This is a genomic window from Arthrobacter sp. 131MFCol6.1 (assembly GCF_000374925.1).
GTDB lineage: Bacteria > Actinomycetota > Actinomycetes > Actinomycetales > Micrococcaceae > Arthrobacter.
Genome location: NZ_KB895541.1, coordinates 319,018 through 333,873, shown reverse-complemented (window position 1 = coordinate 333,873; position 14,856 = coordinate 319,018). Strand labels below are relative to the sequence as shown.

Genomic DNA, 14,856 nt, shown 5'->3' with positions numbered 1-14,856 from the left:
CTCGATCGGTTCGCCCGCCCTGCGAATAGGCCAGGTTCGTGACGCGTCACAAGTTCCTTGCACTAGTAGCACCAACCGGTCGTTATTCAGGTTTGTGAGTTTCTGACAGCGCCGTCACGGCCGCAATATCCTGTGGGGTCGTTCGACAGCACCCGCCAACGAGCCGGGCACCAAGTTCACGCCAGATTGGCGTTCCCTCCGCAAGGCTTGCGGGCCGTTTGCTATCGGGGGCTGAAGGGCTCGCCGCGGCCGGCCCCCACGTTTTGGTGACTGCGTCATAGCTTTCGCCCGAATTCGGATATGCGATCAGGGGCGTATCAGTGGCTCTGCCCAGGGCCTCCAGCGATGGGGAGACCAGCTCCAGCGGCACGCAGTTCACGCCGATCGCCGCCACGAGCGGCTCCGCCGTGAAGAGCTTTGCCGCTTGAGCCAGCGGCGTACCGTCGCTGATGTGGCCGCCGTCCCGTAGCGTGAAGGAGAGCCAGGCTTCGACGTCGAACTCTTTCATGAGTGCTAACAAGGCCTCTGCCTCCGGCAACGAAGGCAGGGTCTCACAGGCAAGAAAGTCCGCTCCGGCCTCCACCAGCGCTGCGATTCGAGGCCGGTGGAACTCCAAAAACTCGTTTCGGCTGAGGACATAGTCGCCCCGGTATTCCGATCCGTCGGCAAGGTACGCGCCGTAGGGCCCGACCGATCCTGCAACCAGCAGGGGGCCCGCATCCGGGTTTTCGGCCATGTACTCGCGACGTGCCTCGTCAGCCAGGCGCACACTCAATGCCACCCGTTCCAAGGCCTCTTCCTCGCCGATGCCGCGCCGCGCAAATCCCCGGGGTGTGGCTTGATAGCTCGCCGTGATGGCGACGGCGGCTCCGGCGCGGAAGTAGTCGTGGTGTACGCGCTTGACCAGTTGCGGTTGTTCCAGAAGGACTTTAGCCGACCATAAGGGGTCTTCCAGATCGCAGCCGTGCGCTTCAAGCTCGGTGGCGAGTGCACCGTCCACGGTCAGGTTCGCTCCGGCGTCGAGCATGCGGGAAAGCATGGTGTTACTGGGCATCGTTCAGGGCTCCAAGCGGTTCGGTTCGTTCTTGTCTGCCGGGCAGTTGCGGCCCTCGTGGCCAAGGCAATGCAAGGTAGCACACCGTGCAGTGCCAAAAAGCGCTGTGCAGCCCTGGACTTGCAGATGACGGTCAGCAGCCGCTTGCAGCAACCGATGTCCTGCGGCCCAGTCACGCCCAAAGTCTGGCGGATGTGCCGAGTGAACGCAAACCCCTGCTCCAAATGTTGTGCGTAATAAGCATTTATTCATGCTTGTAATGACCGTCACACTATGCCACCATGGCTTTCAGACACCTTCGCGATCCGCCCAGGAAGAGGCTTCCCTTGAAGATTGAAATGAAATCAGTACGCAAGCTGCGCGTGCACTGGCCCATAGCTTCGGAATCGTTCTCGCGGCTCACCAAGGGAGACGTAGAAGCATTCAAGGACGAGGCGGGCATCGGAGCCCTGCTCCAGGCTTTGTCCGATTCCCCCGAATTAGGGGATTTTGGCAACTACCGACATGTCTTCGAATCCGGTGTAGGTTTCGAGGGGTTCACCTGCAATGAAGGCGCAAACCCTACGTTGGGTCAGGTGGGGCAGCGGACAATTTCCCCGACCTTCGTCTTCACGACGTATTTCGATGCGCTGCTCGATGACGCCGCCGTGGAACGATTCGTCCAGCGCATGGTGGATATCCATCCCTGGGAGGTGCCCGTCATCGAACTGACGGGGCCAATCAGCGTCTCCAGCACCGCGATTCCGGCATTCCATGTGAACGGGGCCGCATCATGATTGAAGCCACCACGGCCGGACTTTGGGACGATCTGCAGCCGCTGCTTGCCGGCCGATCATTCACCGACCTGACGCACGCCTTCCACCCCGGCCAGCCGCATTTTTCGGCATTCCCCGACGAAATCAGGGAGGCGGTGTTCGATCTGGAGAAAGGCGACGGTTTCACCGCTCACCGGTATTCGATCATCGGCCAATGGGGAACGCACGTTGATCCGCCCTCGCATTTCATCCGCGGAGGACGAACGCTGGACCAGATTCCCGTGGAGGACATGGTCCTTCCGCTGGTTATCCTCGATATCACCTCGCGGGTCATCGAAAATGCGGATGCCACGCCCACGATGGAGGACATTCAGGCATGGGAGCACCGCAATGGCGCCATCGCACCCGGTGCCTTTGTGGCGTTGCGGACGGGATGGAGCCATCGTTGGCCCGACACGGGTGCCATGGCAAACAGGGATGATGAAGGTGTCAGCCACACGCCGGGATGGTCGCAGGAAGTCCTCTCCTTCCTGATCGAGGAGCGCTCGGTGACTGCCGTCGGCCATGAGCAGACGGACACAGACCCAGGGAGTGCCACATCCCGCCAGGATTTCACCTTGGAGACCTATGTCCTGGCCCAGAACCGGTGGCAGATCGAGCTGATGGCCAACCTGGACGGGCTTCCGGAAGCGGGCGCGATCCTCATTGCGAGCTGGCCGAAGCCGCTGCAAGGCAGCGGTTTTCCAGCCCGGGTCTTCGCCATCCACTAAGACACGTTGATCCAGTGACTAGAATCGGTTCCATGTCTAAGACGTCCAGCATGGGCCGGGGAATCATGGCTGTCCTAGCGGTGGGCGCCCGCAACCCAGGAGGGCTGCCTGGCGGAACGGTCGCTGACATAGCCGCCGATCTGGGCAAAGACCGCAGCCAGGTTTCTCGCAGCCTCCGGACCGCCGAGCAGGAGGGGTTTCTGGCCCGCGGCGAACATCGCTCCTACACCCTGAACTGGTCGCTCCTGACAGACGCGCAGCTGTTGACAGAGCAGCGGCTGCAGAGCGACGGCGTGACCGCACTGGAAGGCTTGGCCGGCGAAACTGATGAAGGATGCTTCCTTGGCATGCTGCGCGGCGACAGCACGGTCACCATCGGCGAACGTGTTCCGGCAAGCAGCAACATGGTCGGTTCCTGGCTGGGCCGGCCCTACCCGGCCTACTGCAGTGACGCCGGCCAGGCCCTGATGTGGGAAGCGTCGGACGCCGAGGTCCGAACCGTTTTTTCCGGCGTTGACTTCGTGCGTCACGGTCCGAACACACCGCTCGACGTCGAGGACTTCCTGTCGCGTCTGCGCGGGGCGCGGGCCCGGGGGTACTCCATTGTCGATGAGGAAGCCGAGCCCGGACTGTATTCCCTGGCCGTTCCGATTCGGGACTTCAAGGGCGACGTGGTCGCAGCCCTTCAGGTTGTAGGCACCAAGACCCGCCTGGAGCCGCGGCGGGAAGTCTGCGCCACGGCTCTCCTGTCCTGGGGAAAGTGGCTTGAATCGGCGTTGGGCCACACATCGGCACCGAACGGGCTCTAGCTGGCAAGGCCCTTACGGCCGGCGTCGCCCCGGACGCCGCCCTCGCAGGACCCCAGCCGTTCGGCTGCGGCCGTGAGGGCCTCGGCAATGTCACTAGTCCTGGATGTGATCTCGTCCCGGCCCCCCAGGACGCTGAGCGCGGCAAGGATGGATCCGTCAGCGCTGCGGACCGGAACGGCGAGCTCGCAGACGCCGTGCTCGAATTCCTCCTCCGCGACAATGAAACCCCGAGCCCTGTCCCGGTCCATCAATTCGGCAAGTTCCTGGGGGGAATGGGCCGCTCCCGGACCGCCTACGCCGATGAAGTTGACGTCCCTAAGGAGGGCTTGGACGGCTGGCTGCCGCTCGTCCCAGAGCAGGGCCCGGCCGGACCCGGTACACCATACGGGCGTCACCATGCCGGGTTTCACGAAGCTTCCGGGGACGGCGTCATTGCTGGAGGCACGCAGGAGAATGACGCGGAAGCCCTCGCGGACGGAAACTCTGGCTCTGAGGCCGAACGAAGCCACCAAAGCCTCAAGTTCGGCTCTTGATTCGTGGACCCATCCGGCATTCAGCGTCGCGGCCAGACTGAAAAAACGTGGGCCGGTTCGGAAGGGTCCCCGTTCGACACGTTCCAGCAGTCCCAGCTCGCATAATTCCTGTGTCAGCCGGGAGACACGGCTTTGTTCCATATCCAGCTCGGATGCGAGCTGGGAAACGCCGAGAAGCCGCCTGCCCCACTTCTCCCGGTCCGCGACCAGCCGGACTATCCGAAGTCCTTGGGCCATGGACGACGCTTCCGAGGAAGAATCCATGATCCGTGCTCCTTCCGCCCGATAACTACGCCTATTCTCACATGTCCTCATTGTTAACGAGGACGCGGTTTCCTTGTGCCCACACAGTGTAGAGGTCCGCCAGTATGGCTGAATTCGCTGCTTCGAGTTCCGCCGGAGCGATTTCGGCGCTTCCCTGCCGCCCGAACAGCACGACTTCGTCTCCCGGGGAGACGTTCGCTATATCGGTGACGTCGATAACCATGGAATTCATCGAACCGACGTCGACAATGGCAGCGCGACGGCCACGGACAAGTACGCCGCCCTGGCTGGCCAACGCACGCCGGTAGCCGTCTCCGTACCCTGCTGTCACTGACGCCAGCCTGGAGTCACGGTCCAGGGTGTGGGTTAGCCCGTAGCCGACCTTCGTTCCTGTTGCGTAGCTGTTAATAGACGCGATCCGGGCTTTGAAGGCCAGGCACCGCCGGAACTGCCCCGATGCCGGTTCTGAATCGCCGTAGAGGACTGCCCCAGCACGGACCATGTCCAGCCACGAGCCGCGCACGTTCAGCGCGGCGTAGGAATTGGCGCAGTGAAGAAGCACTTCCTCCCGGGGAACTCCGGTCAATTGGAGCAGCGCCAACGCCTGGCTTTGAAAACGCACAAGAGCCGTTTCGATGTGGCTGTTGTCGTCCTGGGGAAAATGCGTCATGATCCCGGCCAGTCGAAGTCCCGGGTGGCTCACGATCGCTACCGCGGACGCCCGCCCAAGTGCGGATGAGACGTCGAGGCTGTGCCTGCTGATCCCGGAAGAGTTGATATCGAGGTGGATTCGCACCACCTTCCCGGCCTCGGCAGCGATCTTGTGCATCTCCCATGCGCTCTGCGGGTCGGCAACGAGCTCTTCGATGTCGTGTCGCAGGCCGGCCTTGATCTCCTGCGGCGCCGCGGCACGGACACGCAGGATCCGGCCCTCAAAGCCGCAGCGGCGTGCGATGGCCGCCTCTTCGTTACTTCCCACTCCCACGTAGGGGACGCCGAGACGAACAAGGGAAGGGAGTAAGAGGTCGGCTCCATGTCCGTAGGCCTGGGACTTGACCACGGCGCACAGGAGAGACCGACCATCGATCATGGACAGGAGGTTCCGGACGTTTGACTCGAAAGCGGCGGCGTCAATCTCCAGCCAACTGCCGGCGTCCTGGGCCGAACTGCGCATTTGTTGCATCAGATCTTGTGAACTCATGGCTATATCCGTTGGACTGCTTCACGGCCGGGAACGAAAGTCCCGGCCGTGAAGCAGAGTAGGCGGTAGTTGATGATGGCCTTAGGACAACTGGCTTTCGCGCGCCTTGCGTCCGTACTTGAAGTAGAAGAAGGCATAGCAGGCGCCAACAAAAGAGACTCCGAAATAGAGGGCTGCTACCTGGTTCGGGTCGTAGGCAATGCCGATGAGCGAAATAAGGCAGAGCGAGAAGGCCAGGATCGGCACCAGCGGGAACAGCGGTGCCTTGTACGGAAGGGCAGCAACATCGCCGCCCTTCCTCACGAAGGACCTCCTGTGGAAAAAGTGCGAGGCGGTGATGGACATCCAGACCCCGACGACGGCGAACCCTGCCACCGAAACGAGCGCCAGGTAGACCGTTTCGGGTGCGACGACGCTGCTGATGAGAGATGCCAGGCCTCCGAGCATGCTGACTGACAGCGCGATCATGGGGATCCCGCGTCGGGTCAGTTTCTTTAGCGCCCGCGGCGCGTGCCCCTCGTCGGCAAGGGAGTAAAGCATCCGTGCGCAGGAGAAGAGACCGCTGTTTCCGGCGGAGAGGAGTGCGGTGATGATGACGAAATTCATGATGTCGGCGGCAAAAGGAATGCCTATGGATGAGAAGACCGTCACGAACGGGCTTTCATCCAGTCCGACCTGCTCGAACGGGATGGTCGCGGCGATGACGGCGATCGCCCCGACGAAGAAGATCAGCAGGCGGATGACTGTGCTGCGCATCGCTTTCGGGATGCTGGTGGCAGGGTCGGCTGTTTCGCCTGCCGCCACGCCGATGAGTTCAGAGCCTGAGAAGGCGTAGAAGACGGCCAGAGCAGTGACAAGGACGCCGGCGAAGCCGTTCGGGAAGAGGCCGCCAGACGTGTTGAAGTTCTCCAGCATGAACGGGTGGTTGGTCCCCTCGCTAAGCGGGTGAACTCCGAAGAGCGCCGCGCCGCCCAAAATGATGAGGACCACGATGGCGCCGACCTTGACGATGGCAAACCAGAACTCCGACTCGCCGAAGAACTTCGAGGAAATGGCGTTGAAGCCGAAGAGGACCGAGGCGAAGATGACGCACCAGACCCAGACCTCAACCCCGGGGAACCACCGCTGCATCAGGAGGCCTGAGGCAGTGAACTCCGATCCGATGGCCACTGCCCAACAGAGCCAGTAGAGCCAGGCCGTGACGAAGCCGGTGGCCGGCCCGATCGACCTAGCAGCGTAGATGTGGAAGGCGCCTGAGACCGGATACGCGATGGCAAGTTCGCCGAGGCAGGCCATTACCAGGTACACAACGAAGGCACCGATGAGATAAGCGATGACGGCCCCGAGTGGCCCGGCCTGGGAAATGGTGTAGCCCGAGCTAAGGAACAGCCCGGAACCGATCACCCCACCCATGGCGATCATGACCAGATGCCGTGCCCCCATGGACCGCCGGAGCCCGGAATCGGTCGACGGGGGAATCGTGGGCTGTGGTTCCAGCTGGACAGGTGTTGACGGTTCCATGGTTTCTCCCAGGTGAGTGGACAGGTCTGATGCGAAAGGTGCGCATATCGTCCCGGTGGGCAGGACGGGCCGCCCCGGACTGTGCAATGGCGGTAGTGATGAAAGTAACACGAAAACGAGATTTTGGTCATTAAAAACATTTCACCATGCCTATGTTGCACTTAGTTACATCCGGGCGTCGATGTCGAATCGGCAGGCACATGGTCACTTCGCCCTGTTTTTCGGTCACAATCACATGCACTGACGGACATGGAATGCGGTGAGCATTGGAAGACCGATGTAACTGATTGAAGGAGCACCATGACCACCTACGACATTGCGCTGATCGGCTTCGGCGGCGTCAACCGGACACTGGCCGAACTGATCGCAACACGCGGCGAGACACTTCATACCGAGCTGGGCTTCGGCCTGCGGGTCGTGGCCATCACCGACCTGCGCCTCGGCTCCCTGGTCCAGGCCGAGGGCATCGACCTTTCCATCCCCCTCAATCTGGGTGGTGGGGGCGAAACCTTCGCCGAATACGGCGGATCCGCGGACACCAATAACGAATCCGTTATCCGCAACTGCACCGCTGACATCATCTGCGAGGCCACGTTCACAAATCCCGACGACGGCGAGCCGGCAGTCTCGCACGTGCGATGGGCGCTCGAATCCGGCAAGAGCGTCTGCACCACGAACAAAGGCCCCGTTGCCCTCCGTGGCGCTGAGCTGACCTCCCTGGCCGAACAGAACGGCGTGCACTTCGAGTTCGAGGGTGCCGTTATGAGCGGCACTCCCGTCATTCGCCTGGCCAAGAAGATGTTCGCGGGGCTGGAGCTGAAGGGCTTCGAAGGCATTCTCAACGGCACCAGCAACTATGTGCTCGGGCGGATGGAAGCCGGGCTGGGCCTCGAGGCGGCTATCGGCGAGGCGCAGGAACTCGGTTATGCCGAGGCAAACCCCTCAGCAGACATTGAGGGCTACGACGTTCAGCTCAAGGTCCTCATCCTCGCCAACGAACTGCTCGACGCAGGCATGGAACTCCAGGACGTTCAGCGGCAGGGGATTTCAGCTGTGACGCCGGAGAATATCCGGAAGGCCGCCCGCGAGGGACGCCGATGGAAGCTCGTCGGTGCTGCACGGCGGAACCTGGACGGGTCAGTGACAGCAGGCGTATCCCCCGTAGCACTCCCCCTCGACCACGGGCTGGCCGGCATTTCAGGCGCAACCAATGCCGTGTCCTTCGACACCGACCTTCTGGGCGCAGTAACTGTCTCAGGACCGGGAGCCGGCCGCGTGGAAACCGCTTACGCCCTGCTCTCCGACATCATCGCCATGCACGCCGTCCGGACGGGAGCAGCTGCAAATGCTTGAATCCACACTGTATTCGACGGAAACCGTGCTGCCGCAGTTCCGAGACGTCAGGAGCCCCTACGACGGCAGGGTGGTCGGCGCGGTTTCGCTGACCGAAGCCACCGCCGGCGAAGCCGTGATTGAAACAGCCCGCATCGGCGCCCGGAAAGCACGGGCGCTGTCCCGCAATGCCCGCGGGAAGATACTCGACGGCGCCGCAACAGAGATCGAGCAGCGCCACGAGGAGTTCGCGCAAACCATTGTGTCTGAGGCCGGGAAGACGATCCGCCAGGCCCGGAAGGAAGTACAGCGGGCGGTCAACACGCTCCGCCTCTCCGCTGCCGAAGCGCGCCGAAACGCAGGCGAAGTCATCCCCTTTGACTCGTACGAGGGCTCAGAGGACCGGACCGGGTGGTACTCCCGCGAACCCTTGGGCATCATTGCCGCGATCACTCCGTTCAACGACCCCCTCAATCTGGTGGCTCACAAGATCGGCCCGGCCATCGCCGGAGGAAACGCCGTGATCCTCAAACCCTCGGCCCTGACTCCGCTGTCAGCCCAGCTGCTCACGGACGCCCTCGTCAGCTCAGGGCTCCCGCCGGAGACCCTCACGATTGTTCACGGCGACCGGGAAGTGGCCGAGTCAATCATCAGGTCCCGGGACGTACGAATGGTGTCCTTCACCGGGGGGTTCTCCACGGGTGAGAGTATCGCCCGCACCGCAGGTCTGAAGAAGCTTTCGATGGATCTCGGTGGAAACGCACCCGTGATCGTCCTGGACGATGCCGACATCGAGAACGCGGTGGAGTCCTGCGTCTCCGGAGCGTTTTGGGCCGCCGGACAGAACTGCGTGGGGGTGCAGCGGATCCTCGTAGCCGCCCCGGTGTACAGCGCGTTCCGCCGGCGCTTCCTGGAGGAAACGGCGCGGTTGGTTGCCGGAGATCCATCGGATGAACGGACGGATGTCGGGCCCATGATCAGCCCCGCCGCCCTGCAGGAGCTCCAGACGAAGCTGGACGGGGCTCTCGGTGCCGGCGCTGTCCTGCTCTCAGGCAATGTCAAGGACGGAAATGTGCTTCAGCCGACCGTTCTGGAAGCCGTCCCGGCGGACAGCAGGCTGTGGAAGGAGGAGGTTTTCGGGCCGGTGGTGATGTTGCATAAATTCACCACCTTCGAAGAGGCCATCGACGTCGCCAACGCCATCGAGTTCAGTCTCCATGCGGGCATATTCACCGACTCCCTGGCCAGGGCCATGGATGCGGCCCGCAAGCTCGAAGCAGGCGGCGTCATGATTAACGATTCCTCTGACTACCGGTTCGACGGCATGCCGTTCGGTGGGGCCAAGTACGGGAGCATGGGCCGGGAGGGCGTCCATTTCGCGTATGAGGAGATGACGCAGCCAAAGGTCATTTGCATCAAGAACTGATCGACCTGGAGGGCGCGACCGGGCCCTGCGCCCTCCAGTTCCTCCGAGCAAGCGGCACTCACCCACGCCACCACCCACACTTCCACACAGAGGATGGAAAACCATGACCTGCCGCATTGAGACGGATTCGCTCGGGAGCGTTCCTGTACCGGCCACAGCCTATTGGGGAGCGCACACCGCCCGGGCCTTGGAAAACTTCACCATCAGCGGGATTCCCATCTCCCGCCACCCGCACCTGGTCCGTGCGCTGGCGATGATCAAGAACGCTGCGGCGCAGGCCAACTGCGAACTGGGCATCCTTGACCCTCGGGTGGCGACAGCGATCCGCTTAGCGTGCCAGGAAATCCAGGACGGACATCACCACGAACAGTTCTGTGTGGACGTCATTCAGGGCGGTGCCGGAACGAGCACGAACATGAATGCCAACGAGGTGATCGCGAATCTTGCGCTGGAAAAACTGGGCCACCGCCGCGGTGACTACCAGCACCTGCACCCCATTGATCACGTTAACCGGTGCCAATCCACGAATGACACCTATCCCACGGCGATCAAACTGGCACTGATTTTCGCCACCGCAGAGCTCCACCGCGAGTTGGGCAAGCTCGCCGAGTCCGCCCGCAGCAAGGGTGCTGAATTCGCCGACGTGGTGAAGATGGGCAGGACACAGCTTCAGGACGCCGTCCCGATGACCCTTGGGCAGGAGTTCACTGCCTTCGCCGCGACGCTGGAAGAAGACCGCTCCAGGCTGATGGAATCCACGGCGCTGCTGCTCGAGTGCAGCCTGGGCGCCACCGCCATCGGGACCGGCATCACCGCCGAGCCGGGGTATCAGCAACGCGTGCTTTTGGCGCTCTCCGAGGTCTCCGGCGTCCCGGTCGTTCCTGCCGCCGACCTCATCGAAGCGACGTCCGACGTTGGTGTTTTCATGCACTTGTCGGGCATGCTGAAGCGCACGGCCATAAAGCTGTCCAAAATCAGCAGCGACCTGCGGCTGCTGTCGAGCGGTCCACAGAACGGCTTCGGCGAGATTATCCTGCCCCCGCGCCAGGCCGGGTCATCAATCATGCCGGGAAAGGTCAATCCGGTCATCCCGGAGGCCATGAATCAGATCGCCTTCGCAGTTGCCGGAGCTGACACTACAGTCACGATGGCTGCAGACAACGGACAACTCCAACTCAATGCCTTCGAACCTGTCATTGCCCATGTCCTTCTTCAAAGCATTTCATGGCTCGAAAAAGGATCGCACGCCCTTCGTCGATACTGCATGGAGGGTATCGAAGCGAACACCGGACACCTCGCCCGCCAGACGTCAGTCTCGGTGGGTCTCGCAACGGCCCTAATACCGGCCATCGGGTATGCCGCAGCAGCAGCGGTGGCAAAGGAAGCCCTTCAGAACGGGTCAACCATTCTGGACGTCGTCACCAGCAGGAACCTCTTGGAGCGGGAGGCAGCCCAGGCGCTGCTTGCATCCGCCGTGCTGCCAGTCAGGAGACCGGACATATGCGGGCTCTGATCACTTCACTCCGTGGCCCGGGCACCTCCGGCGCCCCGCCTGATGTAACTGGAGAGCGTCATGGCCGTCACCGTGTCCGTGACTCCGGGAATGGCCGCGATCTGCTCCCAGATCTCCTGAACCCTCTCCAGCGACCGGGCCTCGACCCTCACCAGGAGGTCAAAGTCACCGCTCACGACGTCGCACAGAACCACTTCGGGAATAGACCGTAAAACGGAGATGACATCAGCCCCCCGCACCCGGTCCTTCCTGTAAACCATCAGGAAAGCGGACACCGGGCCCTGGCCCGGTGGGCCGGCAACAATCGTGTACCCCTGGATATACCCCTGCCGCTCCATCCGTTCGATCCGCTGGCGCACAGCATTCCGCGACAGGAGGACTTTGGTCGCCAGCTCTGCGTGGCTCATGCGGGCGTTCTTCGTGAGCTCCGCAAGAATCCTCTGATCTATCTGATCAAGACTCACTCGATCCATGCCTACCCTTCACCGCGATAATCCCCCGGGTACAACCGGAATGGAACCAAACTTCAAGACCGAAAGACCTCGAAAAGAATGACACACCTGAACCAAGCGCCGTCCGCTCTCACTGGCATAAGCTGCATCCTGTTCGACATGGACGGAACGCTTTTGGACTCAGCACCCGGCGTTACAGCAAGCGCTGCCCAGGCCTTGGCCGCTGTAGGCGCACCGGTCCCATCGATGGACACACTGCGCCGATTCGTCGGACCACCGATGATCGAGTCCTTCAGAACCGTCTCACAACTGGACGAGAAAACCGCCCAAAAGGCCCTCCAACACTACCGCAAGGCATACGCCGAGCACGGCGCCGAACAGTCCAGCCCATACGACGGGATCATCGGTCTACTAGAACGCCTACATTCGGCCGGCATTCCGATGGCCGTAGCCACGTCCAAGGTTGAAGATCAAGCAATAAGACTGGCACGAATGTTCGGAATTGATTGCCACTTCGTCAACGTATGCGGAGCGTCAGATACCGAGGGAAGAGCGAGCAAGGCAGACGTCATCGCCGAATTGCTGCTTCGGCTCCATTCCACAGGCGTAGACATCTCCAGTCCCGCAATGGTCGGAGACCGAAGCTACGACGTCGCGGGAGCAGCTAAACACGGAATCCCCACAATATTCGCACTCTGGGGATACGGGGAGGCCGAGGAAGCCTCGCAGGCCGCCGCCGTTGCTCCCTCCCCTGCGGCCCTTCTGCCACTGATCCTGGATAACCGCCGCTGGTCAGCACGGGTCAGCAGCGCAGCATCCCTCGTGCGATGAGTCCCACGAATCTGACCAGCAGGCATTCACAATCCACGCTTCGCTACTCACTGAGGGCCCGCATTCTCCGCCGGTACCACCGCTGTTCAAAGACCACGAACAACCCCAGATCAGCGATGTTGACGCCACAAATGACCACCGCAGTCGCCCGCCGCTGGGCCGATTCGTAGGTAGGATGCCCCAATGAAAGCACTCCCTGTCTTCCTCGCAGTCGCCACCGCCGCTGCCTTGTCCGGCTGCTCCGTCAGGGCGAACGAAGCCCCGTGCCGGAATTTCGAAACCGCTTACAACTCGGTCGACCTGGAGACCAAGGCAGGCGCCAGCGGAGGCGCCTACGGCGCCGCCCTCAAGCTTCTAGCCGACAAGACGGAACCGGACGCACAGAATGTGGCGTTGGGCGAGGTCCGGAAGTACATGATGGAAGTCGTGATCGAACAGGGCAGGTATGCCGACGCCGGGACCAGTCGCGCCAACGGCGACTACACCGTCTCCGATGTGCGCGCGGAGCTCAAGGACTCCTTCGTCGGCGTGGCCAAGGCCTGCAGTGACTCCGGCTACCCGATCTCACTCAAGCTGGACCACCCCACCACCTGACGCGGGAAGCCGAGCCGAGTCAGCGCCCGCCCGTTACGGACCAAGCGGAGACCAAGTTGGCGGCGATGTGCCATACCCCGTGATCCACTCGTTGTCGTAGCCGCCCTCCATCGTGAGGTCCCGGCAATAGATGTGGCGGAGGTAACGCTCCGATGCTTCGAGGAACGAACGCAGGTTCGTGACCATATCCAAGTCGTAAGGCGTTTGCTAGCGGCCGATGCAGACGGTGAGATCCAGATGGATGTCGTTATCGGCGGCAAGACGGTTCTGGAGGTAGCGGGCCAGGCTCTCGTTGGTGGCGGTGTGAACGCCTTGCGCGATCGCTCCGCGCAGCAGCGCCTGCGTGTCCGTGGACTTGACGACGTCCAGCGGCGACCAGCCACGATCGCTGCCGGTCAGACGTTCTATGTCCGTGCGGAAGGAGCGCTTATGGTCTTCGCGAACGGTAGCGCGAATGCTGAACGGGACAAAGGAAGTGGGCATCGGAAGTCCTTTCACGAGGCAGCCGGTCGTCGACGCCCCGGTATGAACAAGCCAACTGCAGCCCCCGCTATTCCTCCGACGCGGTCAAGGTGTCCAAGTTCACGGTAGAGGACAAAGCCCCTCCCCCACGTCCCTTGGAGGCGACATTTCCGAACCCGACAGCCATGAGTACGTCAAACGGGTTTAACGAAAGGTCCATTATCGGCGTGGCAGATAGCCCCCGGGAGACGGCCGCCAGTTCACAAAAGGGCCGCACCCTCCCCCTGAACTGCTCCCCGAGAGCGCGGCCCTTCTTGTTTTGTCGTGAGGGGTCACGAAGGCGTTCGGCGCCGCTGACCCACGACGCCGCCAATAACCCCGACAACCCCCAGCGGGACGGCGGCCAGCGCAGCGATGTGCGGCAGCAGGCTGTCTTCGACGACCAGATTCAGTCCCCCAATGACCACGGCCGGGACCGCTACAGTGACAGTGACCCACAAGGGATCGCCCCGATACCGCGACCAGCCGGCGGCCGCCAGACCAAGGACGTCCCCGGCCAGGATGAGCGTGTTGCCGATCTGGTCCCGCGCAAAAGCATTCGTGACGGACCCGAAGTAGAATTTCTGGCCCAGACCCAGGCACAGCAGGATGAGGCCCGCCGCGGCCATGCCTGCCCAGGCCGCCCTGACCGGTATGGACGATCCTCTCATGAGTCCTCCTGCTGTCATTTGGTGGACTGGAATGTCGCCATGTGTTGACGATCCCGGAAGTGAGAGCCGTTGACGTAGTTCACTGTTGGCGTGCGGTGACCTGAGCGAAAAGCCCGTGGACGAGGCGGAATCTTCCACCGGTGCTGCCTTCCCGCGAGGCTGCTCCTGGCTGTCTCAGCGTGCAGACGTTGAAACCTTTGTGACGGCGCTGATGACAGAGTCCAGAAAGCCCGGGAAAGCCTCGTTCAGATCGTCGCGGCGCAAGACGTTCATGCGTGAGGTCCCGGCGTAGTACTGGTGGATGACGCCTGCCTGGCGGAGCGCCGTGAAGTGGTGCGTCGCCGTGGACGGGTGCACGGGCAGGATAAATGAGCCACAGCTGACGTCCGTCGGTGCGGCAGCCAGCTGAGTGACGATAGCCAGCCGGATCGGGTCCGCAACGGCGTTCAGCACGCGGGGAAAATCGAAGTCGTCCACTTCGGGTTCGTCGGTTATTTCCCGTCCTCGGGACATCTCTTGCCTTTCATGCACGGCTCCTGGGCCTTCGCGATCGTACCGGGCAGGCGGGTGTTGGGTTCGCATGGTGAGCCGGGAGCTCGGTGGATTACCGCTGCTTCCTTAGGATATGC

Annotated in this window: 16 protein-coding genes; 8 read left to right on the top strand and 8 right to left on the bottom strand. The window is 62.3% G+C overall.

Features of this window, described 5'->3' with window-relative positions; all coding sequences use genetic code 11:
- Positions 1 to 82 precede the first annotated feature (82 nt).
- Positions 83 to 1,054, bottom strand: coding sequence for a homocysteine S-methyltransferase (gene mmuM / locus C566_RS0101650; RefSeq protein WP_018772583.1), 972 nt, complete (start codon positions 1,052 to 1,054; stop codon positions 83 to 85).
- A gap of 326 nt (positions 1,055 to 1,380) precedes the next feature.
- On the opposite strand from mmuM, the gene C566_RS0101645 reads away from it, so the two are divergent.
- Genes C566_RS0101645 through C566_RS0101635 form a run of 3 tightly spaced genes read left to right on the top strand, consistent with a single transcriptional unit; the run spans position 1,381 to position 3,388 of the window.
- Entirely contained in the window at positions 1,381 to 1,830 is a 450-nt protein-coding gene (locus tag C566_RS0101645; protein ID WP_018772582.1) for a hypothetical protein, read from the top strand.
- Entirely contained in the window at positions 1,827 to 2,579 is a 753-nt protein-coding gene (locus C566_RS0101640) for a cyclase family protein (RefSeq protein WP_018772581.1), read from the top strand. Before C566_RS0101645 ends, C566_RS0101640 begins: the two co-directional genes overlap by 4 nt.
- Positions 2,580 to 2,611: 32 nt before the next feature.
- Positions 2,612 to 3,388 (top strand): IclR family transcriptional regulator, encoded by a 777-nt coding sequence (locus C566_RS0101635; protein ID WP_043465664.1) that lies wholly within the window; start codon positions 2,612 to 2,614, stop codon positions 3,386 to 3,388.
- Here the strand turns inward: C566_RS0101635 and C566_RS0101630 are convergent.
- The 3 genes from C566_RS0101630 to C566_RS0101620 all read right to left on the bottom strand — a co-directional run bounded on the left by C566_RS0101630 (position 3,385) and on the right by C566_RS0101620 (position 6,907).
- Positions 3,385 to 4,185 (bottom strand): IclR family transcriptional regulator, encoded by an 801-nt coding sequence (locus tag C566_RS0101630; protein ID WP_018772579.1) that lies wholly within the window; start codon positions 4,183 to 4,185, stop codon positions 3,385 to 3,387. The genes C566_RS0101635 and C566_RS0101630 overlap by 4 nt on opposite strands.
- A 37-nt stretch (positions 4,186 to 4,222) precedes the next feature.
- The gene (alr, locus tag C566_RS20485; RefSeq protein WP_018772578.1) at positions 4,223 to 5,386 is read right to left on the bottom strand and encodes an alanine racemase; all 1,164 of its coding nucleotides are present in this window, start codon (positions 5,384 to 5,386) and stop codon (positions 4,223 to 4,225) included.
- Positions 5,387 to 5,467: 81 nt separating this feature from the next.
- Complete coding sequence (locus tag C566_RS0101620) at positions 5,468 to 6,907, bottom strand: amino acid permease (RefSeq protein ID WP_018772577.1); 1,440 nt, start codon at positions 6,905 to 6,907, stop codon at positions 5,468 to 5,470.
- Positions 6,908 to 7,207: 300 nt separating this feature from the next.
- Between C566_RS0101620 and C566_RS0101615 the strand changes: the two genes are divergently transcribed.
- The 3 genes from C566_RS0101615 to C566_RS0101605 all read left to right on the top strand — a co-directional run bounded on the left by C566_RS0101615 (position 7,208) and on the right by C566_RS0101605 (position 11,178).
- Complete coding sequence (locus tag C566_RS0101615; protein ID WP_018772576.1) at positions 7,208 to 8,260, top strand: homoserine dehydrogenase; 1,053 nt, start codon at positions 7,208 to 7,210, stop codon at positions 8,258 to 8,260.
- The gene (locus tag C566_RS0101610; protein WP_018772575.1) at positions 8,253 to 9,665 is read left to right on the top strand and encodes an aldehyde dehydrogenase family protein; all 1,413 of its coding nucleotides are present in this window, start codon (positions 8,253 to 8,255) and stop codon (positions 9,663 to 9,665) included. The genes C566_RS0101615 and C566_RS0101610 overlap by 8 nt, the downstream gene beginning before the upstream one ends.
- Before the next feature lie 103 nt (positions 9,666 to 9,768).
- Entirely contained in the window at positions 9,769 to 11,178 is a 1,410-nt protein-coding gene (locus C566_RS0101605) for an aspartate ammonia-lyase (RefSeq protein ID WP_018772574.1), read from the top strand.
- 5 nt (positions 11,179 to 11,183) lie between these two features.
- On the opposite strand, the gene C566_RS0101600 is transcribed toward C566_RS0101605, so the two are convergent.
- Positions 11,184 to 11,651 carry an Lrp/AsnC family transcriptional regulator gene (locus C566_RS0101600; RefSeq protein ID WP_018772573.1) on the bottom strand — a complete coding sequence of 156 codons (468 nt, stop codon included), beginning with the start codon at positions 11,649 to 11,651 and terminating at the stop codon, positions 11,184 to 11,186.
- A 78-nt stretch (positions 11,652 to 11,729) separates the two neighbouring features.
- Between C566_RS0101600 and C566_RS0101595 the strand changes: the two genes are divergently transcribed.
- Together C566_RS0101595 and C566_RS0101585 are read left to right on the top strand one after the other, a co-directional pair.
- The gene (locus C566_RS0101595) at positions 11,730 to 12,461 is read left to right on the top strand and encodes an HAD hydrolase-like protein (RefSeq protein ID WP_018772572.1); all 732 of its coding nucleotides are present in this window, start codon (positions 11,730 to 11,732) and stop codon (positions 12,459 to 12,461) included.
- Positions 12,462 to 12,644: 183 nt separating this feature from the next.
- Positions 12,645 to 13,055: a hypothetical protein gene (locus C566_RS0101585; RefSeq protein WP_018772570.1), complete on the top strand. Its 411-nt coding sequence runs from the start codon at positions 12,645 to 12,647 to the stop codon at positions 13,053 to 13,055.
- 207 nt (positions 13,056 to 13,262) lie between these two features.
- Here the strand turns inward: C566_RS0101585 and C566_RS0101580 are convergent, their stop codons facing one another.
- The 3 genes from C566_RS0101580 to C566_RS0101570 form a co-directional block, all read right to left on the bottom strand.
- The gene (locus C566_RS0101580; protein WP_018772569.1) at positions 13,263 to 13,538 is read right to left on the bottom strand and encodes a hypothetical protein; all 276 of its coding nucleotides are present in this window, start codon (positions 13,536 to 13,538) and stop codon (positions 13,263 to 13,265) included.
- 311 nt (positions 13,539 to 13,849) lie between these two features.
- A complete protein-coding gene (locus C566_RS0101575; RefSeq protein ID WP_155846703.1) occupies positions 13,850 to 14,227 on the bottom strand; it encodes a hypothetical protein in 378 nt (125 codons plus the stop codon).
- 174 nt (positions 14,228 to 14,401) lie between these two features.
- Positions 14,402 to 14,740 (bottom strand): ArsR/SmtB family transcription factor, encoded by a 339-nt coding sequence (locus C566_RS0101570; RefSeq protein ID WP_018772567.1) that lies wholly within the window; start codon positions 14,738 to 14,740, stop codon positions 14,402 to 14,404.
- Positions 14,741 to 14,856 lie beyond the last annotated feature (116 nt).